The sequence below is a fragment of the Leptolyngbya sp. AN10 genome, assembly GCF_050565645.1.
In the GTDB taxonomy this organism is placed as follows: domain Bacteria; phylum Cyanobacteriota; class Cyanobacteriia; order Leptolyngbyales; family Leptolyngbyaceae; genus Leptolyngbya.
On sequence record NZ_JBNXVP010000028.1, the window covers coordinates 67,179 to 93,243 of the forward strand.

The window sequence follows — 26,065 nt, forward strand, 5'->3', positions numbered from 1 at the left end:
TGTCGAACGTTGCAAGGAATACAAATAAAATCTGGCAAGGTATTATACAAGTCTTTACGGAGCAGTCCGGTATCGCGTCGAAATCGGGTAGACTAGAAACTCTCACCGTTTCCGCACGGATCGACTCGCTTCATTCTCGACTCATGCGACAAGTCACTCGATCGCGATCTATCGTGCGCGATCCTGCGCTGTTTCTTCAGGTAGAGACATAATCCTCCCGATTTACTAAGTTAAAGAATGCAGAACCTAGATAATTCAAGGCTAAAGGAGCAAGGTTATGGACGTATTCAGGTCAACCGCTCCCGTTCCTCCCTCTTCCAATGGAACGTCCATCGCTCCGGGTCAGATTTGGCGGCTCAGTCCTGAGTTTTATCGCAATCTGAACCGTTATCAACAAGAAGTCCGCGCTACCACAAAACAAAGCTCTACACAAAATCGGTATTGGCAATCGATCGATCTGCCCGATTTTGTCATGATTGTTCGAGAACCTGATCATGGCTCGAATGAGGTGACGGTTCTGCCACTGTCGTCGAGAACTGAGTTTGTGAGTGACTATGATCTCGTTGTCCCTAAAGCAATTTCGGAACTCGATCGAGATGTGTTAGCTGAGACGTGGCACACCTTTTTGATTCCTGTGTCTTATCTATCGGAAAGAGTTGGAATTCGCTTTGATCAAGCAACTTACAACCTCATGATGGATGTAGGAGATAGTTATTATGAACTAACAAAGATGCAACCTGAACTTCAAACGATTGAAGCAGCAGGATTGATTAGTCAGAGGAATCTGACACATCAGCAACAACATCAGATCGAGCGATTTCGTGAACAAGAACAATGCTGGTCTGATTTGCTAAAAATCTCGATCGATGAACATGAGAACTATCTACGATCGATGAGTTCGATCAGTCTAGCGCTGCAAGTTTCGGCTAAATCTGAACCAAATCTAGCTTTACACTCTGTTGTGCACCTGAAAGAAGCTCCTTGCTTACGGGGACGATTTGTACGAAATCCAGAACTGAAAACTTTGCAGGATTGGGTCTTCAAAGAGCACTGTAAGGTTGTTACCATCTCCGGGAATGGAGGAATTGGTAAATCAGTGTTAGCTGCAAAGTTCGCTGAGGAAGCTGAAAATCGATTTAAGTACGTAATTTGGCAGTCTTTACGCAATGCTCCAAAGATTCAAGAGATTGTTAGAGATATCATTGGGATCCTTTCCGACGGGCGTGAGAGTAGTCGGAGCTTGAATGACTCGAATCGAGATTCGACGGAAGAGCTAATTCACTATCTACAGCAGAACTCTTGCCTCGTTATTCTCGATAATTTTGATTCTGTTCCAATCAATGATCCAAACGCTTCTAAACATTACAGAGGTTACTGTCAACTCCTGGACCAGATTCAATCGAGTACCCATGAAAGCTGTGTAATTCTCACCAGTCGGTCTAATCCACCGGATGTGGTAGAACGATCGCAGTTAGCACGATCGCTGTCTTTAAAGGAATTAAAGCCGATCGCAGGAGTGCAAATCCTTAAATCAGAAGGACTTGAAGGAACAAAACATGAGTTGACAGAACTCAATGGACTGTATCACGGGAATCCCTTAGCACTCAAAATTGCCGCCAGCATCATCAAAGAGAATTTTGATAATGCTGTAGGGCGATTTTTAGCACAAGCTGAACAGGGAGGAGAGTTTCAAGACATTCAAGACTCACTTCAGAGACAGTTTGATCAGCTTTGTGGTCTGGCACAGTCTGTGATGTATTGGTTAGCGATTAACCGCCAATGGGTCACAATCGAGCAATTGCGCGACGATATTGCAAATCTCACACCTACTGAGGATCTGCTTGAAGTCATTGGTTTTCTCGAACAGCGATCGCTCATTGAGCGAAGTAACGATCAATTCACTCTCCAGCCTGTGATCATGGAGTGGGTGACTGAGCTATTTATTGATCGAGCCGTTGCAGAATTTCAAGATACAAGTCAATCTCCCACGCTGTTAAATCATCACGCTTTAGTCAAAGCACAATCAAAAGACTATATTCAACAGAATCAACGCCAGCAAATTTTACAACCGCTCTATCATCAACTTAGAACAATCTATGTTTCAGATGAGCAATTCAACGATCGCTGTGTTCAAGTGCTATCTGCACTCCAAGAAGCTCCCTCTGTCAGACCTGGATATCTAGCAGCGAATACGATCGCGCTTCTACGGCAGTTCAAGTCTGATCTAAACCACTACAATTTTTCTGGTTTAGCAATTTGGCAAGCCGATTTTCAGGGCGTTGACTTAAATGAAACAAACCTATCGTTTTCTGAACTGTCGAACTCGGTGTTTACAAAAACATTGAGCAGTATTTTGACGATCGCATTTCACCCGGATGGACAACGTTTAGCAACGGGTGACAAAGATGGAAATCTGCGGATCTGGCAAGTTCCCGATGGAGAACTCTTGCTCCGCGAGAAACATCCGGGGGGATGGCTGCGATCGGTCTGCTTTAGTCCCGATGGAAAATTGCTGGCGAGTGCGGGAGATGGCAGAACCGTTCGACTCTGGAGCCTCGAAACGGGTCGATGTCTTAAAGTCTTGCGAGCACATTCCGACGCGATCCGATCGGTTGCTTTTAGTCATGACAGTCGCCGCTTGATTAGTGGTGGAGAAGATAAAATCATTCACCTTTGGGATGTGGAGAGCCGCAAGCCGATCAACACCCTAGAGGAACATCTGAAGCGGATTCGAGCCGTGGCGTTTTCTCCCGACGACCGCATGATTGCGAGTGCAAGTGACGATCAGTGCATTCGACTCTGGAACAGCTCCGGAGAGTACATTAAAACGTTGGCAGGACATGAAGATCGAGTTTTCACGATCGCATTTTCTCCCGATCGTCAACACCTCGCTTCTGCGGGCGGAGATGGAACGGTACGAATTTGGAACCTCGACCAAGGAACTCATCGCACGATTCAGGCGCACGATCGTACCGTTCGCACGATCTCGTTTAGTCCAGATGGAACCATTCTGGTGAGCGGTAGCGAAGATACGACATTGAAAATATGGAGCATGGCAACGCTTCAGGAATTGAAGAAGCTCGACCAAACGCATACCAGTTGGGTAAGAACGATCGCGTTTAATTCGGCAGGAATGCTGGCAAGCGGTGGAAGCGATCATCGCATCAAGCTCTGGAGTCTGCAAGAAGGACAATGTATTCGGACTTTCCAAGGATATGCTCGGCGAATTTGGTCGATCGCGGTTCATCCAGAGGGGGAACTGATGGCAAGTGCAGGCGAAGACCATAAAATTCGGCTGTGGCGGGTGAGAACTGGGAAATGTGAACTGGAGCTAAAAGGACATACAGGCTGGGTGCGATCGGTACATTTCAGCCCGGATGGAAAGCTACTGGCAAGCGGGGCGCATGATCAGACCGTGCGACTCTGGGAGGTGAGCACTGGAACCTGTATTAGAAAGCTGCCCGGACATCAGCATCGCGTTCGAGCCGTTTGTTTCAGTCCTGATGGCAAAGTATTAGCAACGGGCGGACACGATAAGGAAATTCGCCTCTGGGATGTGCAGACAGGTCAACCGCTTAAAGTCCTTACTGGACATGAAGGTTGTATTCGATCGCTGTCTTTTAGTCCGGATGGACGCACGTTGATTAGTGGCAGTCCCGACCAAACGATTCGAGTTTGGGATGTGGAATCTGGCAACTGTCGAGAATCGATCGCGGCTGGATGCCCACTGAGTGCAGTGCGATTTGACCCGTCTGGAACGCGATTTGCAAGTGCTGGAGCGGATAAGCTCATTCGACTTTGGGAGTTGGAGACGGGTCGCTGTATTGCTACACTTCAAGGGCATCGTCGCTGGGTACAGTCGATCGCGTTTGATTTAACAGGTGACTACTTAGTTAGTGGAAGCGAGGATTTTACCGTTCGCGTCTGGGATCTGACGACCGGAAAACAAATCAAGCAGCGAGCACTTCATCAAAATTGGATTCGATCGGTGGCGTTTAGCCCAGATGGAAGCTTGGTGATGAGTGGTGCAGAAGATGAAACGGTGCAAACTTGGGATTGGCAAACAGACACAATTCTCGACGAGTGCCGCAATCCAAAACCCTATCAGCAAACCATCATTACAGGTGTGATTGGACTCTCTGATGAAGAACGGTCTGCGCTGCAACTGTTGGGTGCGATCGATGCAGGCGGCTAACGGTAGGATAGTAGATCGTTTGCGCGAATCATAATTATCCATGTCTCAAACGATCGTTGTAAAAATCGGAACTTCTAGCCTGACTCAGCCAGATTCGGGACAATTGGCACTTTCAACGATCGCTTCTCTAGTCGAAGTCCTCAGCCAGCTTCGCCAACAAGGAAATCGCGTGGTGTTAGTTTCTTCTGGCGCGGTTGGGGTCGGATGTGCGCGGTTGGGATTGATCGAGCGTCCGAAATCAATGGCGCTTAAACAAGCGATCGCGGCTGTGGGTCAAGGTCGATTGATGCGGATTTATGATGATTTTTTCACCGCACTTCAACAACCGATCGCCCAAGTACTTCTCACTCGTGGCGATCTGATTCAGAGAAATCGCTATGTGAATGTTCTCCGCACGTTTCAAGAGCTATTGAATCTGGGCGTGATCCCGATCGTGAATGAGAACGATACGGTTTCCGTCGATGAGTTGAAGTTTGGCGATAATGATACGCTTTCGGCTTTAGTTGCTAGTGTGGTCGATGCGGATTGGCTGTTTTTGCTAACCGATGTCGATCGCTTATATTCTGCTGATCCCCGAAGTAATCCAGATGCTCAACCAATTACGATCGTTAAGAATCTAGATGAACTGTCAGAAGTCCAAACTGGAAGCTCTGGAACCCAATGGGGCACAGGTGGAATGGTGACGAAGATTCAAGCCGCTCGAATTGCGACGGGAGCAGGCGTGAGAACGGTGATTACTCAAGGTCGATCGCCGCATAACCTTCTAAAAATTCTCTCCGGTGAGTTCATTGGAACTCAGTTTGAACCGCAACCGCGTCCGTTTAATGCTCGACAGCGTTGGATCGCTCATGGATTAGTTCCGGTTGGACAGTTGTATTTGGATGAGGGAGCAGTGAAAGCCATTCGGAACTCCGGTCGATCGTTATTAGCAGCAGGAATTATTCAGGTCGAAGGTGAGTTTGATAGTCAGAACGCGGTGAAAATCTGCGATCGCTCTGGTGAAGAGATCGCCCGTGGAATTGTCAACTACAACAGCGATGAATTAGAGAAAATTCGCGGTCGGCAATCTGATGAAATTCCCGGAATTCTTGGATATGCGGGAGAAGAAACTGTCGTACACCGCGATAATTTAGTTCTTTCCTGATACAATTCATCCCGAATCATCCCTGCCGAGAAAGCTTGTGACTCACGTTCCTTACTCTGATTCTTTGCAGCCCTTTTCCGTTTTGGGACTGCCGATGCACTTAGTGAATGATTACGATCGCTGGTTGACTCATCGTATTGAACAGCGGCTTGGTTGTCATGTGATTACGCTGAATGCGGAAATGACGATGCAGGCAGAACAAAATCCAGCTTTGGCAAATATCATTCACCAAGCGGAGTTAGTCATTCCTGATGGCTCTGGAATCGTGCTGTATATGCGGCTGCATGGAAAACGAGTGAAGCGCACTCCAGGAATTGAACTGGCGCAAACATTGTTAGAGCGATCGACGCAATTTGGCGAACCTTGGTCGATCTTTTTCTTCGGAGGTGCGCCTGGAGTGGCGGAAACGGCAGCGCAAAATTGGCGGCAGAACGTTCCAGAAATCTCGATCGTTGGAATTCAAAACGGCTATCTTAAGCCCGAAGATGAATCCGAATTTCTAGACCGATTGAAGACGCTACAGCCTCGATTAATCTATGTTGGGCTAGGTGTACCGCGACAAGAATTGTGGATTTCCCAGCATCGTCATGTCTGCCCGAATTCGGTTTGGATTGGTGTCGGTGGCAGTTTTGATGTGTGGGCGGGAACGAAAGAACGTGCGCCAAAATGGTTCTGTGATAATCACCTGGAATGGTTGTATCGACTGTATCAAGAACCGTGGCGATGGAAGCGGATGACTGCTTTGCCGAAATTTGCGATGAGAGCGATCGTTTATCGTTTGACCAAGCGAAATCCGGTGAGCCGCTAAAAAATTAAAAACACCCCAACGATCCGATTGGAGTGTTTTATTCTGTAGGCGCATCGCTGCGACTAACTAAGTTCCCAATGAAAGTAGAGTAATTTAGCTCTGATATGGGTAAATCGCTCTTAAGATAGACCTAGAACACCATTCCAATAATTGTTTGTGCGTGTTCAATCAGAGAACTTACAAGCTCATGGGTTGCAGGCAAAGAATCGATTCCCATTCCCGCACAAAGTAACATCATGTAAAGAATCGAGTATTTGAAAGTCGATCGAGCTTCCATCAAATCCGACGGAGCCTGCATCAATTTCCAAGCTTTCTGCACAAAAATACCGCCCAAGAAAAGTGCGATCGCTGCGTACACCGCGCCCATCACATGCAGCGGATAAACCAACAACAGCGACACTGGAATTAATGACAGCGTGTAGTAAAAAATCTGCTTACTGGTCGGCTCATTGCCATCAATTACAGGCAACATCGGAACACCAACTTTGGCATAATCTTCGCGAATCATGATTGCCAATGCCCAGAAATGCGGCGGAGTCCAGAGGAATACGATCGCGAATAAAACCCAAGCTGCCCAACTGAGATCACCTGTGACCGCAGCCCAACCGACAAGCGGCGGAATCGCGCCCGCAGCACCACCGATCACAATATTTTGAGTGCTATGCCGTTTCAGCCAATGCGTGTAGACCACCACATAGAAGAAAATGCCGGACATGGCTAAACACGCACTCAGTAAATTGGCAAAATACGTCAATAAACCGAATGATGTGACCGCTAATACGATCGCGAAAATTAACGCATCACGCGGACTCACCCGACCAGAAGGAAGCGGGCGGCTGCGAGTCCGTTCCATAATGTAGTCAATATCTCGATCGTATAAACAATTAATCGTGTTCGCTGATCCGGCGGCAAATGTACCACTAATCAGCGTCACGATTAACAGGATCGGATCAACTTGTCCTTGCGCTGCGATCCACATTCCTCCAGCAGTCGTAATCAAGAGCAAGAGAATAATGCGAGGTTTTGTCAGTTGCCAGTAGCTTTTAATGACTTGTAGAAAATCTTGATTGTGGCGAATCGCGCCTGTGGCTGTATTTTGCATTTTATCTTGGTCAAACGAGAGAGTAGGTAGAAGGTCTAAGCTTCAACTTTGACGATCTGACCTTCAGCAGAATCGCGCAAAGCTAGAACAGTAAATACCAGTAATGTCCCAAGGAGTGCGGCTCCAGTCGCTTGGTGAGCAACCGTTAGCGGTTCAACCTGTAACCGAAGTTTGAATGTTGCGACACCTAAAGAAATTTGAAGCACCAACAACAATCCAGCAACACTAATCAAGCGGCGTAACAACGGATGAAGTGCGGGAGTTCGCCAAGCCAAAATCACCAATGCCAACACAGAAAGCGTCGGAGGAACAATGCCTGCAATGTGACTATTCATCACGGTACAAAGTTGTGATTGTCCAAAGCATTGATGTAAAGCCCACTGGGACGAAACCAATCCGCCCAGGATACTTTGGAGGTACACAAATCCGGTCGCAGCCAGTCCAACTAACCGAAGCTTTCCAACAGTTCCGGTTCCTTGATACGGCATCAACATAGTTCCGATCGCTAACAAGGTACTAAAGAACAATAGTCCCGTTCCCAAATGTGCGGTCACAATGTCGAAACGTAACAGTTGTGTAACAGTTAAACCCCCTAACACACCTTGGAAGACCACTAAAAACAATGCGAATAGGGTTGCCCAAGGAGTCCATTTTGGTAAGTCACGACGGAACCACCAGGACACTGCAACTAAAGCGATCGCACCAAACCCGATCGTCGTTGCAATCAATCGATGGAACCATTCCAAAAAGACTTCGAGATTCATTTGCTCACGCGGCACAATCTCGCCGTAACAAAGCGGCCAATCTGGGCAAGATAAGCCTGCATTCATCACTCGCGTTGCACTACCCAACGCCATTAAAAACAAGGTCGAAACTGCCAGTGCAAACACGAGTCGAGTGATCCAGCTCCGAGCTTGAGTCGGATGAGCAAGTGTGGAAGAATTAAACAATGAATCTGCCATAAGTTCTGAAAAGCGGATAGTCGTTTTCTAGAAATAAAAGTTCATCAACACTAAAGCATCTGCTCTAAGTTCTACTTTAGTGATGTAAATCAGAATCGACTATTTGTTTCGGAAATTCTTTCGATTTCGACAAAACTTAAGATACATCGCATCTAACAAAGGTTCGATCCCAAAGAAAACGTTAAGCTTCAAGGTTTTCGATCGCCCGAAAGATGAAACCTGCCCTACCTTGGAGAAGGACTGGTATTGAGCAAGCACTCTATAAGCAAAGAATTCTTTCTGAGTGTTGAAATTCATGTCTTAACGGCAAAGATAAACAGCAAAATCTCTACTAAATCTCTACCCAAATGCTGTTTACCCAATATCCAGGATCTAGAACCCTTGTAGTAGTAATAGGCAAGATTGGTGAGCCGTGAATATTCCTAGTCAAATTTCAACTCTCCTCGCGGGTATCGTTCTGACACTCGTAAGCCTGTGGTACGGTCAGAACCATAATCTGCTCCCGGTTGCTGCTTCCGAAGCAGCCCCACTGATTGATCAGTTATTTAATGCGATGCTGACGATCGGGACTGGCATTTTTCTCTTGGTGAGCTTTGTGCTGGTCTATTCTGCCTTTCGTTTCCGCCGCAAGCCAGGTGACACGAGCGATGGTCCTCCTGTTCATGGCAACATCCCACTCGAAATCCTTTGGACAGCAATTCCAGCTGTGATTGTGTTGGGTATTTCGGTGTTTAGCTTTGAAATCTACAACACTGAAGGCGGAATGAATCCAATGGATCATTCAATGGCGGCACATGGTCATCCTCAAGTCGCTCATGTTCAGAAAGGATCTGCGATCGCTGCCCCATTGATTGCGGACACTGATCCGAATATTGCAATCACGGAAGAAATTCGCAAAAACGCAGCGACGAATGCGATCGAAGAAGACATCCCCGTTCGCAAAGATGCACCGATTCCTGGAGTCGTTTCGCCCAGAGCAGGTTCGATTTCTCCAAACAACACTCAGGAACCTTTGGTAATTAATGCCGCAGGAATGCAGTACGCCTGGTTGTTTACCTATCCTGAAGAAGTGATTACGGGAGAATTGCACTTGCCTATCGGTCGTCCGGTTGTAATGAACATCACCGCGAATGATGTGCTTCATGCCTTCTGGGTTCCAGAGTTCCGACTAAAACAGGATGCCGTTCCGGGTCGGCAATCTGAAATTCGCTTTACACCGACCAAAGAAGGGGACTATCCGGTAATTTGTGCGGAACTGTGTGGCGCGTATCATGGTGCAATGAAAACGCATGTGGTGGTGGAGTCGTCTGAAGCTTACGAAGAATGGCTACAGAGCTTGAAAGTGGCTCAAGCCAAAGGACAAGCGCAAACCGTTGCTCTGAATCCAGCACAAATGACCGATCGAGAATACCTCGCTCCTTACGCCAAAGAAATGGGTATTACGCCCGAAACGCTGCATCAGCTTCATTCGATGAGTTAATTGCGCTGACTGAATTGCTCTGATGTGGAGCCGCTCTTTTTCTTAAAAACTTGCTATGACACAAGCAGCCCAATTTCAAGAACAAGCGAATCGTCCGGCTCACGGTCAAGAACCGGGCGACTGGAAACGCTATTTTACGTTTAGTACTGACCATAAAGTGATCGGGATTCAATACCTGGTCACAACGTTTTTCTTTTATCTAGTTGGTGGTGTGTTGGCATCCCTAATTCGGACTGAGTTAGCCACACCCGAATCTGATTTTGTCAGCCGCGAAGTTTATAACAGTCTGTTTACCGTTCACGCGACAGTCATGATCTTTTTGTGGATTGTGCCTGCGGGAACGGGTGGCTTTGGAAACTATCTTGTGCCCTTGATGATCGGGGCGCGAGACATGGCGTTTCCGAAGCTCAACGCACTAGCATTCTGGATCATTCCGCCTGCTGGAATTCTGTTGATCAGTAGCTTCTTAGTGGGTGCGCCTGGTGCGGGATGGACGAACTATCCGCCGCTGAGTTTGCTGAGTGGGAAAGCGGGGGAAATGATTTGGATTCTCAGCGTGCTACTGCTGGGAACCTCGTCGATTCTGGCGGCAGTGAACTTCCTAGTAACAATTTGGAAGATGCGAACCCCCGGAATGGGCTGGAATCAAATGCCGCTCTTCTGTTGGGCGATGTTCGCCACTTCGATTCTGGCAGTGATCGCGACTCCGGTATTAGCAGGTGCGTTGATTCTGCTGTCGTTCGATGTTTTGATTGGGACGGCGTTTTTTAATCCCACTGGCGGCGGCGACCCGATCGTATATCAGCACTTGTTCTGGTTCTACTCGCATCCAGCGGTGTACATCATGATCTTGCCTGTGTTCGGCATGATCTCGGACATCATTTCCGTTCACGCTCGTAAGCCGATTTTTGGCTATAAAGCGATCGCTTATTCGAGTCTCGCTATTTGCGGTCTGGGCTTAATTGTGTGGGTTCACCACATGTTCACCAGTGGAACGCCGCCTTGGATGCGAATGTTCTTCATGATCACCACGATGATCATTGCCGTTCCAACAGGTATCAAGGTGTTTAGCTGGTTAGCAACGCTTTGGGGCGGGAAATTAGACGGCAGTTCTGCGCTACTGTTTGCGATGGGATTCATTTCACTCTTCGTAATCGGTGGTATTAGCGGAGTGATGACTGCTTCTGTTCCATTCGATATTCACGTTCACGATACTTATTTCGTTGTCGCTCACCTGCACTATGTATTGTTTGGGGGTAGCGTATTCGGATTGTATGCCGGGTTCTATCACTGGTTCCCGAAAATTACTGGGCGGATGATGGACGAAGCCTGGGGTAAAGTTCACTTCTGGTTGAGCTTTGTCGGGTTTAACTTCGCATTCATGCCAATGCACAAATTAGGTTTGGAAGGAATGAATCGCCGGATTGCGGAATATGATCCGAAGTTCGCGACTTTGAACTTGATTTGTACGATCGGGACTTATCTGCTTGCCATTTCAACAATTCCTTTCATCGTCAATGCAGCTTGGAGTTGGTTGCGCGGTGAACCTGCTGGAGACAATCCTTGGCGCGGTTTGACGCTGGAATGGATGACCACTTCGCCGCCTCCGGTTGAGAACTTCGATGCTGATCCGGTCTTGGCAACAGGTCCTTATGACTACGGAATGGGATCTCGATCGACCGAAGTAGATGTGCCCTTCTCCGATGCGGATGATCCGGCTCTTTCTGCTGGACCAAGTTCGACTCTAAGAGCGAAACCTGATCCAGTCGTTGCGGTAAATCCGAGCGATCGGGGAACCGAAAGTAACAATCGTTAGCTCTTGAAAGGATGGAGCCAACTTCATCCTTTGTCCTTCATTCTTTCAACACCATGACTACGATCGATCCTGCAAAAACTTCTCTAAATCACTACCACGAGGCGACCACAGAAGCTCAACATCACGAGCATCCCGATCTCCGAATTCCAGGCATCATTGTGTTCCTAGCAGCGGAATCGATGATCTTTCTCGGACTGTTCATGGCGTATATTGCTTTTCGGGCGGTAACACCAGAGTGGCCCCCCGCAGGCACTCCGAAGTTGGAATTATTGTTGCCTGGAATTAACACGGCGATTCTGATTAGCAGTAGCTTTGTGATCCACAATGCTGAAAGTGCAATTAAAAAGAACGATGTGAAAGGCTTGCGGCTGTGGTTTGCGATTACCGCTGCGATGGGCGCAATCTTCTTAGCGGGTCAGCTTTATGAGTACTTCCATCTAGAATTTGGGCTGAGAACAAACATTTTTGCCAGCACATTTTATGTTCTGACTGGATTTCACGGGCTGCACGTTTGTTTTGGTTTGATTCTGATTTTGGCGGTACTTTGGCGATCGAGAAAACCAAATCACTACAACAGCGAAAAGCATTTTGGAGTTGAAGCCGCAGAAATTTACTGGCACTTTGTGGATGTTATCTGGATTATTCTGTTTTTGCTGCTGTACATCTTGTAAGTTTAATTCAATTCAATTCAAGAACGGGCGGGGTGATTGCCTCGTCCGTTTTTTAATGAGTTTCGACATACTCACAGATAGAAATTGGTTCAGGAACAGGTAAGCCATCTTCTTTAAGTCCTTCGAGATGAAACTCAATAGCTTCTTGGATGAGTTCTCTGACTTCCCCGATCGTTTCACCCACTGCCACACAGCCTGGAAGATCGGGAACATAAGCCCCATAGCTGGTTAATCCCTTTTCAATAACGATCGCATATCGCATTAGTTTTGCTCCTCTTCAGGTTCAATCGATTGAATTTGTGCCTGTCGCCAGATACTTTTCAGTGTACCAATCGGAACATCAACGCTAGGTTTTCCCGACACGGTAACGGTTCCTGATTTTTCTGAGTGCTTGAACTGTCGGTGACTGCCTTTAGTTCGAGCTAGATACCAGCCATCTGCTTCTAACTGTTTGATGACATCTTTAACTTTCATGGCTTGTTCCACGATCGGTGAGCCATTATGTCATGTTCAAGCAACGCAACATTCTAATCGACCCAAAATCTCAAATTTTTTGTAGATCAGACGTTCTAAGTGTGCTATCTATGTTAGAAACTCGATGATTGTCGTTCAGTTGTCGGATTCCAGGCTACACTAAACACTGATTTTTACTGAACCCCTGTGTACGTCAAGCGCGTTGAACTGACTAACTTCAAATCTTTTGGCGGCACAACGCCGATCCCGTTGCTGCCTGGATTTACTGTGATTTCAGGACCGAATGGCTCAGGAAAGTCGAATCTGCTCGATGCGTTGTTGTTCTGTCTAGGTTTGGCAGGCTCGAAGGGAATGCGGGCGGAACGGTTGCCCGATCTGGTGAACCATACACAGGCAACAAAAGGTCGATCGACAGTCGAAGCTGCCGTAACTACGGTGTTTGATTTGTCTGATGAGTTAGATCTGCTTCAGGCGTTGACGAATCCGAATGAGGAAAACGCAGATGTCTCGCTGAATGAGCCGGCGAATGGAAATGGTAATGGTCATGAACCGGATACCGTTTATGAATTGAATGGGAATGGAAACGGTTCGACCAATGCAGAATGGAGCGTGACGCGGAAGCTAAGGGTAACACAACAAGGAACATATACGTCGAACTATTACATTAATGGTGAACCTTGTACGCTAACTGAATTACATGAACAGCTAGAACGGATGAGAATTTATCCCGAAGGATACAATGTTGTACTTCAGGGGGATGTCACTCGAATCATTTCGATGAATGGGCGGGAACGGCGTGAGATTATTGATGAATTGGCGGGAGTGGCATCGTTCGATCGTAAAATTAATCAAGCGAAAGACAAACTCGATGCGGTCAAAGATCAAGAAGATAAATTTCACATTGTTGAACGGGAATTGATCGAACAGCGCGATCGATTAGCGCAAGATCGCATCAAAGCCGAGAAATATAAGAAACTCCGCTCTGAAGTTCAAGCAAAAGAACAGTGGGAAATCGTGATTCGCTACGAGCAAGCGGCTCAAGGCGTTCGGAAATTACAAGAACAAATTCACTCAGGCGAAAAAGAAATCGCGGATTTGACTGAGCAAGTTGCCGCGATCGACATTCAAATCGGCACGATCGAGGCTGAATTAGAACGGCTCAATGCTCATGTACGATCGCTCGGTGAAGAAGAACTGCTCGCTTTGCAATCGACGATCGCGACACGAGAAGCTGAATTGCGTCAACTCGAACGGCAACAAGAAGATTTACAGAAAGCGAGTGAAGACCTGATCAAAAATCTGAGTAAGTATCAGCTAGAACTTCAGGAAAATCAGCAAGCTTTAGCGGCACTCATTCAGGAGAAACAGTCGATCGAGACTCAAGAGCTAATTCGAGCGACCCAAGAACGGGATCAGGCGCGGGAATTGCTCGATCGTAAACGCGATGAAGCCAATGCTTCGGCTGCGAATGCGGATGCGTGGGTGCAAGAACAAACTCAGTTACACCATCACATCGATACGCTGGCAAAATCTTTAGAGCCACAGCGGACAGAACAAGCTGCACTACAAGAGAAAACAAACCAACTCGGTCAAAAAGTTCAAGAGCAAACGGAATCACTCAGAACAACAACGGCTCAATTGAATGAGAAACAGATCGAAGAAAGCGATTTATCAGAGCGATTGAATACTGCAATGGTACAAATTCAATCAGGAGCGGTAGCACTTTCAGAAGTCGAACAAGAATTACAAATCCAACGCCAAACCCAAACTCGATTAATCGAAGAACAACGGGATAAACAGCGCAAATTAGATAAGTTAGAAGCACAAACGCAAGCGGTTCAAGAAGCGCAAGGAACACAAGCCTCACAAGTCATTCTCAAAATGGGATTGACCGGAATTTGCGGACTGGTCGCAGAGTTGGGACAGGTGGATTCGCGCTATCAGCTTGCTCTCGAAACCGCAGCGGGCGCGAGATTAGCGAATATTGTGGTCGAAGATGACGCGATCGCAGCAGCAGCGATCGACATTCTCAAACAAAGACGCGCCGGACGTGCAACATTTCTACCGCTGAACAAACTCAATCCGCCGCACATTCCAAATCGAGCCACAATGCGATCGATGCAAGGTTGTATCGGTTATGCCATCAATTTAATCGAGTTTGAAGAGCGCTATCACGATGTCTTCGCTTATGTGTTCGGCACAACGGTTGTGTTTGAAACGCTAAACGATGCTCGGAGACACATCGGGCAGTATCGGATCGTGACCCTAGATGGGGAATTGCTTGAATCAAGTGGAGCCATGACCGGGGGAAGTAGCGGGCAGCGATCGTCGTTGAGATTTGGGACAGGTCACGCCGCAGAATCCCCAGAATTAGCTGCATTACGCCGCCGATTGCAAGAGGTTGATCAAATTCTTGGTCATTGTGAAGGCGCGATCGCGAAAGCTTCGATCGCACATACTGATCGCACGAGAGCGCTAACTGAAACTCGCCAACAGCATCGAGAATTAGAACTCAAACTTGAACAAGTCAAAAAAGACCTTAAACGGTTTGAGACTGAGCAAATTCAACTTACAGGTGCTTTAGAGAAAAACCAACAAGAACTGTCTGCGGCTCAATCTCGGCTGCAAATTCTCGATTCTGAAATTCCCACTCAAGAAACGCAATTAGATCGATTAAGAACAAATCTGGCTGAACTTGAACAGGCTCAAGGTCACAGCGAATGGCAGCAAATTCAAGCGGAATTACGATCGCTAGAATCTAGTCTCAGCGAAAAAGAACTTGCAGTTAGAGCGATTGAGCAGCGATCGCTCGATCTCGAAGCTCGTTATCAACGCCTGCAAGAAAAAATCGAGCAAGGACAACTTCGGATTCAAGAAGCGCGATCGCAACAAACAGTTCAATTGCAACAGGGATCAGAAAATTCGGCTCAACAAACCGTCGTGAATACCCAGATAACCGAACTGCGAAATCAGATGGCAGAACTGGATAAAACACTGGGCGAAGCAAGAACCAACCGCGATGCAGTCGATCGACAACTACGCGAACTTCAGAATCGCCGCCAGCAGCACATTTGGCAGCGCGACCAAAATCATGAAACCGTCCAAGCCCGTCGCGAACAGCTTGTAATCGAGCAGGCACAACTCGCGACTCAAAGTGCTGAACTTCCCGATCCGATTCCTGAAATTCCTGAAGGGATCACTCGCGATCTGGGACAACTTCAGCACGAAATTCGATCGATGCAAAAACGATTACAGGCAATGGAACCTGTCAATATGTTGGCATTGGAAGAATACGATCGAACTCAAGCCCGTTTAGACGAACTCACCGAGAAACTCGAAACGCTACAAGAAGAACGCACCGAACTTTTACTGCGAATCGAGAACTTTACAACGCTGAGACAACGCGCCTTTATGGAAGCCTACGAAGCTGTAGATATCAACTTCCAAAAAATCTTTGCCACCTTATCCGATGGAGACGGACGGCTTCAGCTTGAAGATCCGAACGATCCCTTTAACGGCGGTTTGAACTTAATCGCGCATCCGAAAGGCAAGCCAGTTCAGCGATTAGCCTCCATGTCTGGGGGTGAAAAATCCCTTACTGCGCTAAGTTTCATTTTCGCGCTACAGCGGTATCGACCCTCACCGTTTTACGCATTCGATGAGGTAGATATGTTCCTTGACGGAGCAAACGTGGAGCGATTAGCTAAAATGATCAAGCAGCAAGCACAACAAGCACAATTTATTGTGGTCAGCTTGCGGCGACCGATGATCGAATCAGCCCAGCGCACGATCGGGGTTACACAAGCGCGAGGAGCCTTCACCCAAGTTCTGGGAATTAAGCTGCCTCAGAGCGTTTAACCCGCGAAAAGCGTTCGGCATTCCGTATCGATCGATCCTCGATATGATTTGATAATTAGAAAAAAGTGTAAGCAATAGGATTCGGGACTCAATGACAGAAGAATTTCGCCAACGCTCCGACCTTCTTGGAACTCAGGTGATTACTCGCAGCAACGGAAAGCGGCTCGGCGTGGTGAGTCAGCTTTGGGTCGATATTGACTCTCAGGAAGTCGTCGCCCTTAGTTTGCGCCCGAATCTGTTGTACGGCACGGCTCAACCCATGATGCTCTCCAGCATTCGCCAGATCGGGGATGTGATCCTGGTCGATGACGAAGACGTGATCGAAGATATCGATCTGGAAAGCTACAGCAATTTGATCGGCTGCGAAGTAATTACCGAGAACGGAGAACTGCTTGGTAAAGTGCGCGGTTTCCGATTCAATATCGATACAGGCAAACTCGATAATTTGGTGATCGCGTCGATCGGGCTTCCCCTCATTCCCGATCAAGTCGTCAGCACTTACGAATTACCTGTTACCGAAATTGTGAGCAGCGGAACCGATCGCATTATCGTGATCGAAGGTTCTGAGAATCGGATGAATCAGCTTAGTGTCGGTGTCCTGGAACGTTTGGGAATCGGCAAAGCCCCGTGGGAGCGCGAAGAAGCTCAATATCTCGCACCCGCTCAACCGGATAAGCAACTTCCTTCCGGTCAACCGACTCCAATGGAAGTGCGTCCTCGGATTCAAGAACCGATCGAGCAAACTTGGGACCCGGATGAATCAGATTACGATGAACCCGAACCCATTCCACTTCGTCGCCCAGAAGAGCCACCTCGTCAACGCTATCAGCAAGCGGAAGTGTATTCGCCACCTCCCGTCTACAACGACGAAGACGACGACGAAAATTGGGAGGACGACGGCGAGACGGAAAACTGGGGACTCTCTAGAACCGACGATACGCCTGAGTACGATGACGAAGAATATGACGGTACGTATGTCGATTCAGACGACGATGCGATCGCTGTAGAATTCGAGGAAGTCAAAATCGAGCCATCTGCGCCGCCAGAAAGCTTTGAACCAGGTAATCTCGACGAAGATCCTTGGGCAGAGCCGACCGCCGAAGAAATCGAGAAAACGGAAGAGCCTGAGAGTCAACCTCTACCCGATCTCAATGCGATTTCTAAAGCTCAGAAACAAAAACAACCTGAATACGAGGAAGAAGGCTACTAATTGTGATGTCTGCCCATGATTTGAATTCGTCCACGATGTCTCATCCATTCGCTCATGGGCACACCTTCACCAGCCCCGGTGGTCATTTCACCTATCGCGTGATCGGTCCTTGCTGCCGATTATTCGATCGAGAACAACTCCCCTATCCCTGCTGCCGGATCGAATGGCGCGGAAAAGAACCAAGCTGGCGACGAATTGGACGCAGATTTATCGTTGATTTAGCGTCTCGAAATAGCCCGTCTTACAATGTCGAAATCGTTGGACGCGAGGCGCATCATTCTGTCGTTCTGACGCTCTACTGGATTAAATTACCTCAGCCTCTCAAAGAGTGGTGGCATTCGAGCAAACCCGCTACAGCCGCCTCCACCAATCTCATTTCGGCTGAAGACATCAAAATCGAAGGATAAACGGCGCTTCCCCACATTGGATGCACGATCGTTAAACAATTCCCCACAGGCGCGATCGTATATCCAAGCGTCGATCGCACGACTGCGACATCATCCAAGCGCAACGATCCTGCTTCCGACAAAACCGGAAATCCCGTTTTTGGATCAAATAATTCAACTAAATGATCTTTGAGCGATTCTGCCACTTTGAAGCCGAATTCGAGGAACTGCGATCGCAATTTTTGTTTTTGAAAATCGGTTTCCCAACATCGTTCAGTCAGTTCTCGATCGGCAGGCTGAAAAACCACCACGATCGAGCGAATTGGGGCTGACCATTCTGGCAATAACTTTTCAGAATGCGCGGCGATAAATTCACTCGGTGGATGGACAGAATATTGCATATTTAGCTAAAAAAAGGAAACAATCAGATATAGTGCTAATGCACCAATTTTCCCGTTACAGATGCGGCAATTTGATTCAGCTATTGATCATCTTAAATCGTCAACCGACTCCAATCAAAATCCTCATCTTTTCTACGATCATGATAACGGTCAGCTTTGGCTCGGAGACGCGGTGGAATGGCTGAAATCCCTCCCTTCAGAGTCGATCGATTTAGTGTTTTCCGACCCTCCCTACAACTTGAAAAAAGCGGAGTGGGATACATTTGAATCACAGCGATCGTACATTGAATGGTCGATGCAATGGATCGAACAAGTTGCCCGAATTCTAAAGCCAACTGGAACGTTTTATATCTGCGGCTTTTCAGAGATTTTGGCGGATCTAAAACTCCCCGCTTCTGAGTTTTTCCAAGGCTGTCGCTGGCTGATTTGGCACTACAAAAACAAAGCGAACTTATCGAATGATTGGGGTCGATCGCACGAAAGCATTTTGCATTTTCGTAAGTCCAAAAAATTCACGCTTTCTGTTGAGAATATCCGCACTCGTTACAATGATCACACCCTAAAGTACCCCGAACATCCGCAAGCTTTAACCAGTCAATACGGCAACGGAAAATCCAAACTTTGGCATCCCCATCCGAAAGGAGCCAAACCCCGTGACGTGATCGAAATTCCAACCACTTGCAACGGAATGAACGAGAAAACACCGCATCCAACTCAAAAGCCTGAAGAATTAATCCGAAAATTTGTGCTTGCTTCTTCTCAAAGAGGCGATCGCATTCTTGATCCGTTCATCGGTTCTGGAACTACCGCTGTCGTCGCGGAACAACTCGGACGGAAATGGCTGGGTTGCGATCGACACGCTGAATACTTAACTTGGGCAATCCCACGAATCGAATCCGCAGAGCTTCGGAGCGATGAAGAATGGTTTTGGCACGATCGCGATCGCGAAGAACGACGCTGCAAAGTTCGTCAATCCCCTTAACCTCTTCTGTCATTCCCGTTAGAGAATAGCTGGAATAATGCTTCTCCGTACTGTTACAAGCTCATCATTCACAGCGGTAAGTAGGCAATGCGGTTAGTCCAATCTTCCGCCTCGGATTCCCGCCAAAGTTGAACCAGTTCTCCTATCGCCTCACGAACCGGGAAACTTTGCAACACAATAAGTACACCTGAGCTATTTTGAGTGGTCGTAAACTCAGCAAAGTGTATTGGCATCGTTCTTTGGTCATGAGAAACAAGAACTCTACCTTCCTGTGCAGCGAATGACAAAACTTCTAAATCACTCAGGCTGGCTAAATCTGCTACGTTTGCTGATTGGAAATCTAGGGCTGGCTCAAGCCTTAAAACTCCTGTAACGATCGCTTGATTGAGATCGGCATCCGCTTGAAAAAGAATCTTCATGATTCACTTGCTTGAGCGTTATATAGCTTCTGATAAAGCAAGGAATTTGTTTCTTTCGATTGCTGCCGCAACGTTTCAAATATTTTTTGCCCTTCTACCAAGTAGGCATCGATCGTATTTCGATTCGCAAGGTAGAAGGTAATCGCTCCGTAGATCTCTTCTAGCGTCAGTACCGGAAATGATTGAGCAATACTTTCAGGTGACGCTCCTCCTAAGAAAGCATAAACGATCGAATCCAGAGAGACGCGCTTTCCTAAAATTCGGTAACTTCCTTCACGTTCTTCAACATATTGCTTTGTCGTGACAGCAGCACTCATCGCTTTTTCACTGAACGCTCTACGCTTTCAAACTTATCAAATTTACGGCACGATCGCGCTTTGTTCGCAATGACGATCGATCAATGCAATATCGCGAAATACATCGCTCTCCTCGCATTTTTAAACCTGGCTATTGCGATCGTGTTCTCGCGTCTTACAGGGTTTGAAGCTAAAGATAGATCTTTAAGACCGCTTGGAAGGTTTATAGATTCTTACATTCGCTTTACAAGCCTCAATGCGAGAGAAGAGAACCCAACCCCAAACAAAACCACCCAAAACCCAACGGGATGTGGGGAAGTGTCCCCGTGGCGAAGAAGTGCTATGAGCTACATCAACATACTTATTGTTCACTTTCCAGCCATTTGCGTGACAGAATTTGTCCCACGCTTCCTGATGCTGCTGCCCATCCAGAACGCCACCGCACTCCAGATAGATTTCCTTTTGTATGCTGAAGCCAAAGTGACCATTACTATATTTCACCCATAGACCATTGATCGCTTTTAACACTTCACAAGGAAAACTTAGCAACTCTTCTCTCGCGAACCAGTCACCCTCCTCCTTTCCAACAGCAGTAATCATCAATCGGTAAGTCTCATCATCTGCCTCTTTCCATTGCCCCTTGCTCAAATACTCCTCTAGCTTTTGATATTGAGGCGCAATCACTGCTTTCGTCGTTTCGGGTTCAATAGGTTGTGGAGGCGTGATCAATTCAACGACTTGCGACGCTTGAGGAACTAACCGCGCTTCGATCGCCGCTACATCCGCATCCGTCAAACTAAGACGCTCCTGAATTTCCTTGAGTTGTTTGCGAGCGCGATCGCTAAAGGGAAAATTTTTCAAAGCCATTTGCAGCGATCGCTCATACCGCTTGCGCTTCTCTGCCCGCGATTGAAACGGTGCCTGAAGTTCTGCCTCGATTTGAGCGGCAATCTCTGAGGAAATTCCTAGATGTTCTCGTTCAATTTCCAGACGATCGCGATCGAGAGAATCTGGATCAATTTCACCATCGAAATTCGGATCTCGATCGAGTTCTTGCAGCAATGAATCGACAAATTGACGGTATTCGATTTGCGGATCTGCCTTGGGCGCACGAACGATAGGCAGCCGATACCCTTCCTCTTCTGCCACAATAATTTTGGGCGGAGTTGCCGCAGCATATTCCGTCTGAATCTTTCGCACCGCATACTCATGCAAATCTTGAGCCACAATCCATTCCCGCTTCTGCTGCTGCGCCAAACCCTCCATTCCCTCAATTAAAAATCGCGTGTAGAGCGACAACGGACGCTCCTCAATCGCACTTCCTTTCGGTTGATAAGAAACCTCATTTGGGCTAGAAGACGCTAAAACAACGCTGCCCCGGACGCTCAACCGCTCAAAAGCAACGAGGTCATCGCCTTTCTTCAACAAATTCGCAAACGCGCCGCTAAAGCAGCAATCCAGAATCACAATGATTTTGCGCGATCGACTATTTTGCATATGACGGTGCAGGAAACTTGCCTCGATCGCCGTTGCTTCAACCAAGTGATTCTGTTCTTTCCGAGTTTGGCAAGTCGTGAGAAAAAGATCCTTTCCCGCATTCCGGTCTAATGCGCCATGCCCAGAAAAATAGAGCAGCAACACATCTTCCTTGGAAGCACTGCTGGCAAAAAAGCGATCGATCTTTTCCCGCATTTGTTGAGGATCAGGATTGAGTAAGGGAGGCTCGATCGTAAATTCGCCCCGTTCCTGCAACACGCGCTGCATCTCTTCCACATCCCGCACAACACCTGGGAGCGGATCATAGCCATCCCCGTACTCACTCACCCCAATCAGGAGCGCCACCCGTTTACTCGTCATGCTTTACTTTCTTTAGCGCCTCAACCTCAGCCATAAACCGTCTTGCGCTATCCAAAGTTTCATCCAAAGTTCCTGCTTTGTCTCCCTTGACAGACAGCTTTAAGCCTTCGTACTCGATCGAATATTCAGTTGGTGTTCCAAAGAGGCGTTGATACAACCATTTCACCAACGTCTCAAGGCTGCTAAACGTGATCTTCAGATCAAAAAGCCCAGGTTCAGGTTTGTCTCCTTTGGGTGCAAGCTCTTTCGGTAAAGACGGATCTAAGGGAAGATAAACACGATCGACTTCTTCGGCAATTTCTCCGATTTGACTGTAAAGCTGTTGCGTCAGGACTTCTAAATCTTCTGCATCGAATTCAGAATTTTGTAACGCTAAAGAGAGTTGAATCTTCTGAGAGATAGCCATCGTGTCTAGTCTAATGGATTGCAGCACTAGGAAAATTTTAACGCTTATCCTTCTTCCTTATCAGAGAATAGCTGAACCAGGTTTTTCTATGCCGCTATGACTGGATTCAGAAGAAGTTGTGGACGAGAAATCGCCCTAATGAATCTCGTTCAGCCAAAGTGATAGAGCGTTAATCTGAAAAACCAGTTGACGATCGACGCTCTGCCGTATATCTTTTTCAGGCAACGACCCAAGGAGACTTTTGTGACCATACTCATCGCCATACTCGGAAGCAGTGTTGGATTTGTTTTACTGGTGATGTTGCTGCTCGAAGCTCAATATCGGCAGCGCCCCACCCACACGCTAGAACTCACGTCCGGCAAATGGGAATTGGCAGTGTATGAGCCGCAACGCTATGTCTTAGCCGGACAGCTAGAGCTACAAAATCTAGCTCGCAACCTAGAAGTCATGACTCCCCGAATGGATGCCGATGTCAAACTTCTTTCAGGTGGCAGTCTCGACCATATCACCGTCAAAACTCGCATCATTCCTCGCTTCAAAGATGCTGACAGTCGAGAAGACGGCTACTGGGAAGGGCGCGTCGTCAAGCTAAAAGCGCGTGATCCGCTCGAAGTCATTGTCGAAATCGAAGGTCCCGATCTCAGCCAGTTAAAAGTCGCTTGGATTCAATTAAATTATGTTGCCTACGGTTCCCAAGGCTGGAAGCCCAAAGTCCGCCATGTCATCGTGCCGCTGAAATTTCCATCCGTTGAAGAATCCAAACGCTGGCGACCCGCAACCAATTCCGACATCCTGCCGATCAAAACGCATTTGCTCACTCACTTAGATGATCCCGTTAGCGTGGTGAAACGGTACGTCATGCCTCACGCGCAACCGGGTGACATTGTCACGATCGGGGAATCTCCAGTCGCAATCATGCAAGGGCGCTATCACGATCCGCGCGAAATCAAACCGGGCTGGTTGGCGACTCGTCTCTGCTATATGTTCCATCCGACTTCCAGTTTGGCGACCGCTTGCGGAATGCAGACTCTCATCAACATCGAAGGATCTGTTCGAGTGTTGGGCGCGTTTATCATTGGCTCGATCGCGAAACTCTTCGGTCGAAAAGGCGTGTTCTACCAACTCGCAGGCGAACAAGCGCGATTAATCGATGATGTCACCGGAACGATTCCGCCGTATGACCAATTCATCGTCTTAGGACCCGAAAACTCTCAAGAAGTGGTGGATAAGATTTATCGAGAAACAGGACTTTCTGCGGCAATTGTCGATGTCAACGACTTGAAAGCAGTTAAAATATTAGCAGCGTCTCAAGGTGTCTCGACGGCATTGCTCAAGCAGGCACTCATTACGAATCCCGCAGGCAACGCCAACGAACAGACTCCCGTGGTTCTCATCCGACCCACCGATGCCAATCAGAAACTCTCTGCCGTTGGGCTGCAATCGGTCAATCAACCTTAAACGAATACCCCTTAAGGTTGACCCCAAAACCGTCGCTCAATTCTTACTCTGGGGTTGAACTGCTGCCTTCATCACTATGCCTCGACTTCCTCAGACTTCTAATGCCCTCGTCCGTCCCGTCCAATACCGGGATTTAGACGCGATCGACCAACTGACGCAGCAAACTCCAGAACATGAATTGCCGCATTGTTCTGCTGTGCGCGAAAAGAGCGTCTCGATTCGTCACTGGTTCGGCGTGATGAAGCTTCTGAGCCTGTTACCGAATCCCGTTCAGAACCTCCCCTGTGTCCACGTTGCCGAGGTGAATCAACGGATTCAAGGCATGATTCAGGTGTCGCCGTTCAACCGCACTCGCAGCACTTGGCGCGTCGATCGAGTCGTCGTAGCTCCAGCGGTTGTCAAATCCGACGACACCGAAGCCCAGGTTCTAACCAAGGTCGATCTCGGTTCGCTGCTAATCCGTTTCTGTCTCGAACGAATCTGGCAAGCGCGTACTTGGGTTCTCGAAATCGATGTCAACGATAAAGCCGCTCTAGATCTCTACCGCCACAACGGGTTTCAGCCTTTGGCGAATATGACCTACTGGGCAATTTCCCCTGAGCAACTTCAAGAACTTGCAGAACGAGAACCCGATCTGCCGAATTTGCTTCCGGTCAGTAACGCCGATGCCCAATTGCTGTATCAACTCGATACGATGGCAATGCCGCCTCTAGTAAGGCAAGTGTTCGATCGACACGTTCAAGATTTCAAAACCAGCGTCTTCGGTAGCCTGGTCGAATGGGCAAAACAAGTCCTCACCCGCACCGAAGTTGTAAGCGGCTATGTATTTGAACCGCAACGAAAAGCAGCGATCGGGTATTTCCAACTGCACTTATGCCGCGACGGTTCACAGCCTCACATCGCCCATCTGACGGTGAATCCAGCCTACACCTGGCTCTATCCCGAACTGATGGCACAGATGGCGCGGATCATGCAGGATCTTCCCGCCCAATCCTTACAGATGGCATCCCCAGATTATCAGCCCGAACGCGAGGCATATCTCGACAGCATCGGAGCCGATCGCATTGGTCACACGCTCTTGATGTCTCGTTCTGTCTGGCACAAAGTTCGAGAGACAAAATCGATCGCGGAAGGTCTGCAACTCGCAGAAATGCTGCAAAACCTCCAACCCGCTCGTAAACCAGTACCGGGACGAATCTCGATGCTGAAATCGGTCAAACTTCCTACACCCGATCAGAAAGCTCAAGAAACGGATAAACCAACCGTTCAAGAGTTGATGAAAGCAGCACAAGAACCCCCTAGCGAAGATCCCTGCTGCTAATGGAAAGAGTTGCAGCCCTGGGGCTAGATGTGGGAAAAAAACGCATCGGCGTTGCAGGCTGTGACGGAACTGGATTAATTGCAACCGGACTGACCACGATTACGCGCAAATCTTACCCACAGACGATCGAGGATTTGCGTCAAATTGTCCTCGATCGCAATGTCGAAATTCTCGTGCTCGGACTGCCCTATTCAATGGATGGCTCGATCGGGAAACAAGCCATTCACGTGCAAAAATTTGGAGAAACGATTTCCAAAGCATTATCGTTACCGATCGACTATGTAGACGAGCGATTAACGAGCTATCAGGCGGAACAATCGATGATTGCGGATGGGATTTCGCTGCGGAAAAATAGGGGAGTGATCGATCGTAGAGCCGCTGCCGTCATTCTCCAGCAATGGCTTGACGATCGACGAGCGAAACGGAACCTAGAGCGCCTTGCAAATTCTGATTAAGCAGCCCTTATAGCTGCTCGTAGTCCATTGGCATCGATAGACCTTCTGCAATCTCCTGTTTCGCTTTCCGCGCTGCTGCGATTAGCTTATTTTGCGATCGCTGAGGAAGTGCCTTACGAAAAATGATTTTGTCGGCTCCTGCACAGTAAAATTCTCGAATTCTCGCTTCCTCGTCGTAACCGTTCTTTCGATAAAACGCACGAACGTATTCAAAGTCATCAGTCCCAGAAGTCTCTACTAACCCAAGTTGCGGGTTAGGCAAGCCAGAGAAACTTTGTATCGATGAGCGCAAAGAAACCAGCGCAGCGATTGCTGCGCGTCTGGTGTAGAGCATTGCGCTTTACGTGCGAGCATTGCGCTTTAC

At 47.9% G+C, this 26,065-nt stretch carries 23 protein-coding genes; 13 read left to right on the forward strand and 10 right to left on the reverse strand.

Annotated elements, in window-relative coordinates; genetic code table 11:
• Positions 1 to 277: 277 nt before the first annotated feature.
• From ACQ4M5_RS29615 to ACQ4M5_RS29625, 3 genes are read left to right on the forward strand one after another with little or no spacing between them, the layout of a single operon-like run.
• The gene (locus tag ACQ4M5_RS29615; RefSeq protein ID WP_430679383.1) at positions 278 to 4,195 is read left to right on the forward strand and encodes an NB-ARC domain-containing protein; all 3,918 of its coding nucleotides are present in this window, start codon (positions 278 to 280) and stop codon (positions 4,193 to 4,195) included.
• 40 nt (positions 4,196 to 4,235) lie between these two features.
• Positions 4,236 to 5,339: a glutamate 5-kinase gene (proB, locus tag ACQ4M5_RS29620; RefSeq protein ID WP_430679384.1), complete on the forward strand. Its 1,104-nt coding sequence runs from the start codon at positions 4,236 to 4,238 to the stop codon at positions 5,337 to 5,339.
• Positions 5,340 to 5,376: 37 nt separating this feature from the next.
• Positions 5,377 to 6,147, forward strand: coding sequence for a WecB/TagA/CpsF family glycosyltransferase (locus ACQ4M5_RS29625; protein WP_430679385.1), 771 nt, complete (start codon positions 5,377 to 5,379; stop codon positions 6,145 to 6,147).
• 130 nt (positions 6,148 to 6,277) lie between these two features.
• Here ACQ4M5_RS29625 and ACQ4M5_RS29630 read toward each other — a convergent pair whose 3' ends face one another.
• Positions 6,278 to 7,249 (reverse strand): heme o synthase, encoded by a 972-nt coding sequence (locus tag ACQ4M5_RS29630; protein WP_430679386.1) that lies wholly within the window; start codon positions 7,247 to 7,249, stop codon positions 6,278 to 6,280.
• A 35-nt stretch (positions 7,250 to 7,284) separates the two neighbouring features.
• Positions 7,285 to 8,211: a COX15/CtaA family protein gene (locus ACQ4M5_RS29635; RefSeq protein WP_430679387.1), complete on the reverse strand. Its 927-nt coding sequence runs from the start codon at positions 8,209 to 8,211 to the stop codon at positions 7,285 to 7,287.
• Positions 8,212 to 8,623: 412 nt separating this feature from the next.
• Here ACQ4M5_RS29635 and ACQ4M5_RS29640 point away from each other — a divergent pair, with 412 nt between their 5' ends.
• Genes ACQ4M5_RS29640 through ACQ4M5_RS29650 form a run of 3 tightly spaced genes read left to right on the forward strand, consistent with a single transcriptional unit; the run spans position 8,624 to position 12,178 of the window.
• Positions 8,624 to 9,691, forward strand: coding sequence for a cytochrome c oxidase subunit II (locus tag ACQ4M5_RS29640; protein WP_430679388.1), 1,068 nt, complete (start codon positions 8,624 to 8,626; stop codon positions 9,689 to 9,691).
• Positions 9,692 to 9,746: 55 nt separating this feature from the next.
• Positions 9,747 to 11,507, forward strand: coding sequence for a cytochrome c oxidase subunit I (ctaD, locus tag ACQ4M5_RS29645; protein WP_430679389.1), 1,761 nt, complete (start codon positions 9,747 to 9,749; stop codon positions 11,505 to 11,507).
• Between the two features lie 53 nt (positions 11,508 to 11,560).
• Complete coding sequence (locus ACQ4M5_RS29650) at positions 11,561 to 12,178, forward strand: cytochrome c oxidase subunit 3 (protein ID WP_430679390.1); 618 nt, start codon at positions 11,561 to 11,563, stop codon at positions 12,176 to 12,178.
• Between the two features lie 52 nt (positions 12,179 to 12,230).
• On the opposite strand, the gene ACQ4M5_RS29655 is transcribed toward ACQ4M5_RS29650, so the two are convergent.
• A complete protein-coding gene (locus ACQ4M5_RS29655) occupies positions 12,231 to 12,440 on the reverse strand; it encodes a type II toxin-antitoxin system HicB family antitoxin (RefSeq protein ID WP_430679391.1) in 210 nt (69 codons plus the stop codon).
• Entirely contained in the window at positions 12,440 to 12,652 is a 213-nt protein-coding gene (locus tag ACQ4M5_RS29660) for a type II toxin-antitoxin system HicA family toxin (protein ID WP_430679392.1), read from the reverse strand. The genes ACQ4M5_RS29655 and ACQ4M5_RS29660 overlap by 1 nt, the downstream gene beginning before the upstream one ends.
• Positions 12,653 to 12,838: 186 nt before the next feature.
• Here ACQ4M5_RS29660 and smc point away from each other — a divergent pair, with 186 nt between their 5' ends.
• From smc to ACQ4M5_RS29675, 3 genes are all read left to right on the forward strand, one after another.
• Positions 12,839 to 16,510, forward strand: coding sequence for a chromosome segregation protein SMC (gene smc / locus ACQ4M5_RS29665; RefSeq protein ID WP_430679393.1), 3,672 nt, complete (start codon positions 12,839 to 12,841; stop codon positions 16,508 to 16,510).
• Between the two features lie 91 nt (positions 16,511 to 16,601).
• The gene (locus ACQ4M5_RS29670) at positions 16,602 to 17,720 is read left to right on the forward strand and encodes a PRC-barrel domain-containing protein (protein ID WP_430679394.1); all 1,119 of its coding nucleotides are present in this window, start codon (positions 16,602 to 16,604) and stop codon (positions 17,718 to 17,720) included.
• A 5-nt stretch (positions 17,721 to 17,725) separates the two neighbouring features.
• The gene (locus ACQ4M5_RS29675) at positions 17,726 to 18,127 is read left to right on the forward strand and encodes a hypothetical protein (RefSeq protein WP_430679395.1); all 402 of its coding nucleotides are present in this window, start codon (positions 17,726 to 17,728) and stop codon (positions 18,125 to 18,127) included.
• Here ACQ4M5_RS29675 and ACQ4M5_RS29680 read toward each other — a convergent pair.
• Positions 18,034 to 18,507 (reverse strand): hypothetical protein, encoded by a 474-nt coding sequence (locus ACQ4M5_RS29680; protein ID WP_430679396.1) that lies wholly within the window; start codon positions 18,505 to 18,507, stop codon positions 18,034 to 18,036. The two genes, ACQ4M5_RS29675 and ACQ4M5_RS29680, sit on opposite strands and share 94 nt — an antisense overlap.
• 61 nt (positions 18,508 to 18,568) lie before the next feature.
• Here ACQ4M5_RS29680 and ACQ4M5_RS29685 point away from each other — a divergent pair, with 61 nt between their 5' ends.
• Entirely contained in the window at positions 18,569 to 19,489 is a 921-nt protein-coding gene (locus ACQ4M5_RS29685) for a DNA-methyltransferase (protein WP_430679397.1), read from the forward strand.
• A 68-nt stretch (positions 19,490 to 19,557) separates the two neighbouring features.
• Here the strand turns inward: ACQ4M5_RS29685 and ACQ4M5_RS29690 are convergent, their stop codons facing one another.
• From ACQ4M5_RS29690 to ACQ4M5_RS29705, 4 genes are all read right to left on the reverse strand, one after another.
• Positions 19,558 to 19,908 (reverse strand): DUF5615 family PIN-like protein, encoded by a 351-nt coding sequence (locus ACQ4M5_RS29690; protein ID WP_430679398.1) that lies wholly within the window; start codon positions 19,906 to 19,908, stop codon positions 19,558 to 19,560.
• On the reverse strand, positions 19,905 to 20,225 hold the full coding sequence (locus tag ACQ4M5_RS29695) for a DUF433 domain-containing protein (protein ID WP_430679399.1): 321 nt from the start codon (positions 20,223 to 20,225) through the stop codon (positions 19,905 to 19,907). Before ACQ4M5_RS29695 ends, ACQ4M5_RS29690 begins: the two co-directional genes overlap by 4 nt.
• 183 nt (positions 20,226 to 20,408) lie before the next feature.
• A complete protein-coding gene (locus ACQ4M5_RS29700) occupies positions 20,409 to 22,061 on the reverse strand; it encodes a caspase, EACC1-associated type (RefSeq protein WP_430679400.1) in 1,653 nt (550 codons plus the stop codon).
• On the reverse strand, positions 22,051 to 22,467 hold the full coding sequence (locus ACQ4M5_RS29705) for a hypothetical protein (RefSeq protein ID WP_430679401.1): 417 nt from the start codon (positions 22,465 to 22,467) through the stop codon (positions 22,051 to 22,053). Before ACQ4M5_RS29705 ends, ACQ4M5_RS29700 begins: the two co-directional genes overlap by 11 nt.
• 243 nt (positions 22,468 to 22,710) lie before the next feature.
• Here ACQ4M5_RS29705 and ACQ4M5_RS29710 point away from each other — a divergent pair, with 243 nt between their 5' ends.
• From ACQ4M5_RS29710 to ruvX, 3 genes are all read left to right on the forward strand, one after another.
• Positions 22,711 to 23,925 carry a F420-0:Gamma-glutamyl ligase gene (locus ACQ4M5_RS29710; RefSeq protein WP_430679402.1) on the forward strand — a complete coding sequence of 405 codons (1,215 nt, stop codon included), beginning with the start codon at positions 22,711 to 22,713 and terminating at the stop codon, positions 23,923 to 23,925.
• A 76-nt stretch (positions 23,926 to 24,001) separates the two neighbouring features.
• Positions 24,002 to 25,246, forward strand: coding sequence for a GNAT family N-acetyltransferase (locus ACQ4M5_RS29715; protein WP_430679403.1), 1,245 nt, complete (start codon positions 24,002 to 24,004; stop codon positions 25,244 to 25,246).
• Positions 25,246 to 25,701 (forward strand): Holliday junction resolvase RuvX, encoded by a 456-nt coding sequence (gene ruvX, locus ACQ4M5_RS29720; RefSeq protein ID WP_430679404.1) that lies wholly within the window; start codon positions 25,246 to 25,248, stop codon positions 25,699 to 25,701. The genes ACQ4M5_RS29715 and ruvX overlap by 1 nt, the downstream gene beginning before the upstream one ends.
• A 7-nt stretch (positions 25,702 to 25,708) precedes the next feature.
• Here ruvX and ACQ4M5_RS29725 read toward each other — a convergent pair whose 3' ends face one another.
• Positions 25,709 to 25,963 (reverse strand): hypothetical protein, encoded by a 255-nt coding sequence (locus ACQ4M5_RS29725; protein ID WP_430679405.1) that lies wholly within the window; start codon positions 25,961 to 25,963, stop codon positions 25,709 to 25,711.
• Between the last annotated feature and the right edge of the window lie 102 nt (positions 25,964 to 26,065).

What these genes read in the sequence shown, in the direction of transcription:
- ACQ4M5_RS29715 (WP_430679403.1), top strand. Translation starts at nt 24,002, where the DNA reads ATGCCTCGACTTCCTCAGACTTCTAATGCCCTCGTCCGTCCCGTCCAA.
- proB (WP_430679384.1), top strand. Translation starts at nt 4,236, where the DNA reads ATGTCTCAAACGATCGTTGTAAAAATCGGAACTTCTAGCCTGACTCAG.
- ACQ4M5_RS29695 (WP_430679399.1), bottom strand. Translation starts at nt 20,225, where the DNA reads ATGAGTGCTGCTGTCACGACAAAGCAATATGTTGAAGAACGTGAAGGA.
- ACQ4M5_RS29685 (WP_430679397.1), top strand. Translation starts at nt 18,569, where the DNA reads ATGCGGCAATTTGATTCAGCTATTGATCATCTTAAATCGTCAACCGAC.
- ACQ4M5_RS29650 (WP_430679390.1), top strand. Translation starts at nt 11,561, where the DNA reads ATGACTACGATCGATCCTGCAAAAACTTCTCTAAATCACTACCACGAG.
- ACQ4M5_RS29675 (WP_430679395.1), top strand. Translation starts at nt 17,726, where the DNA reads ATGTCTGCCCATGATTTGAATTCGTCCACGATGTCTCATCCATTCGCT.
- ACQ4M5_RS29655 (WP_430679391.1), bottom strand. Translation starts at nt 12,440, where the DNA reads ATGCGATATGCGATCGTTATTGAAAAGGGATTAACCAGCTATGGGGCT.
- ACQ4M5_RS29690 (WP_430679398.1), bottom strand. Translation starts at nt 19,908, where the DNA reads ATGAAGATTCTTTTTCAAGCGGATGCCGATCTCAATCAAGCGATCGTT.
- ctaD (WP_430679389.1), top strand. Translation starts at nt 9,747, where the DNA reads ATGACACAAGCAGCCCAATTTCAAGAACAAGCGAATCGTCCGGCTCAC.
- ACQ4M5_RS29630 (WP_430679386.1), bottom strand. Translation starts at nt 7,249, where the DNA reads ATGCAAAATACAGCCACAGGCGCGATTCGCCACAATCAAGATTTTCTA.
- ACQ4M5_RS29660 (WP_430679392.1), bottom strand. Translation starts at nt 12,652, where the DNA reads ATGAAAGTTAAAGATGTCATCAAACAGTTAGAAGCAGATGGCTGGTAT.
- ACQ4M5_RS29705 (WP_430679401.1), bottom strand. Translation starts at nt 22,467, where the DNA reads ATGGCTATCTCTCAGAAGATTCAACTCTCTTTAGCGTTACAAAATTCT.
- ruvX (WP_430679404.1), top strand. Translation starts at nt 25,246, where the DNA reads ATGGAAAGAGTTGCAGCCCTGGGGCTAGATGTGGGAAAAAAACGCATC.
- ACQ4M5_RS29680 (WP_430679396.1), bottom strand. Translation starts at nt 18,507, where the DNA reads ATGCAATATTCTGTCCATCCACCGAGTGAATTTATCGCCGCGCATTCT.
- ACQ4M5_RS29615 (WP_430679383.1), top strand. Translation starts at nt 278, where the DNA reads ATGGACGTATTCAGGTCAACCGCTCCCGTTCCTCCCTCTTCCAATGGA.
- ACQ4M5_RS29635 (WP_430679387.1), bottom strand. Translation starts at nt 8,211, where the DNA reads ATGGCAGATTCATTGTTTAATTCTTCCACACTTGCTCATCCGACTCAA.
- ACQ4M5_RS29670 (WP_430679394.1), top strand. Translation starts at nt 16,602, where the DNA reads ATGACAGAAGAATTTCGCCAACGCTCCGACCTTCTTGGAACTCAGGTG.
- ACQ4M5_RS29700 (WP_430679400.1), bottom strand. Translation starts at nt 22,061, where the DNA reads ATGACGAGTAAACGGGTGGCGCTCCTGATTGGGGTGAGTGAGTACGGG.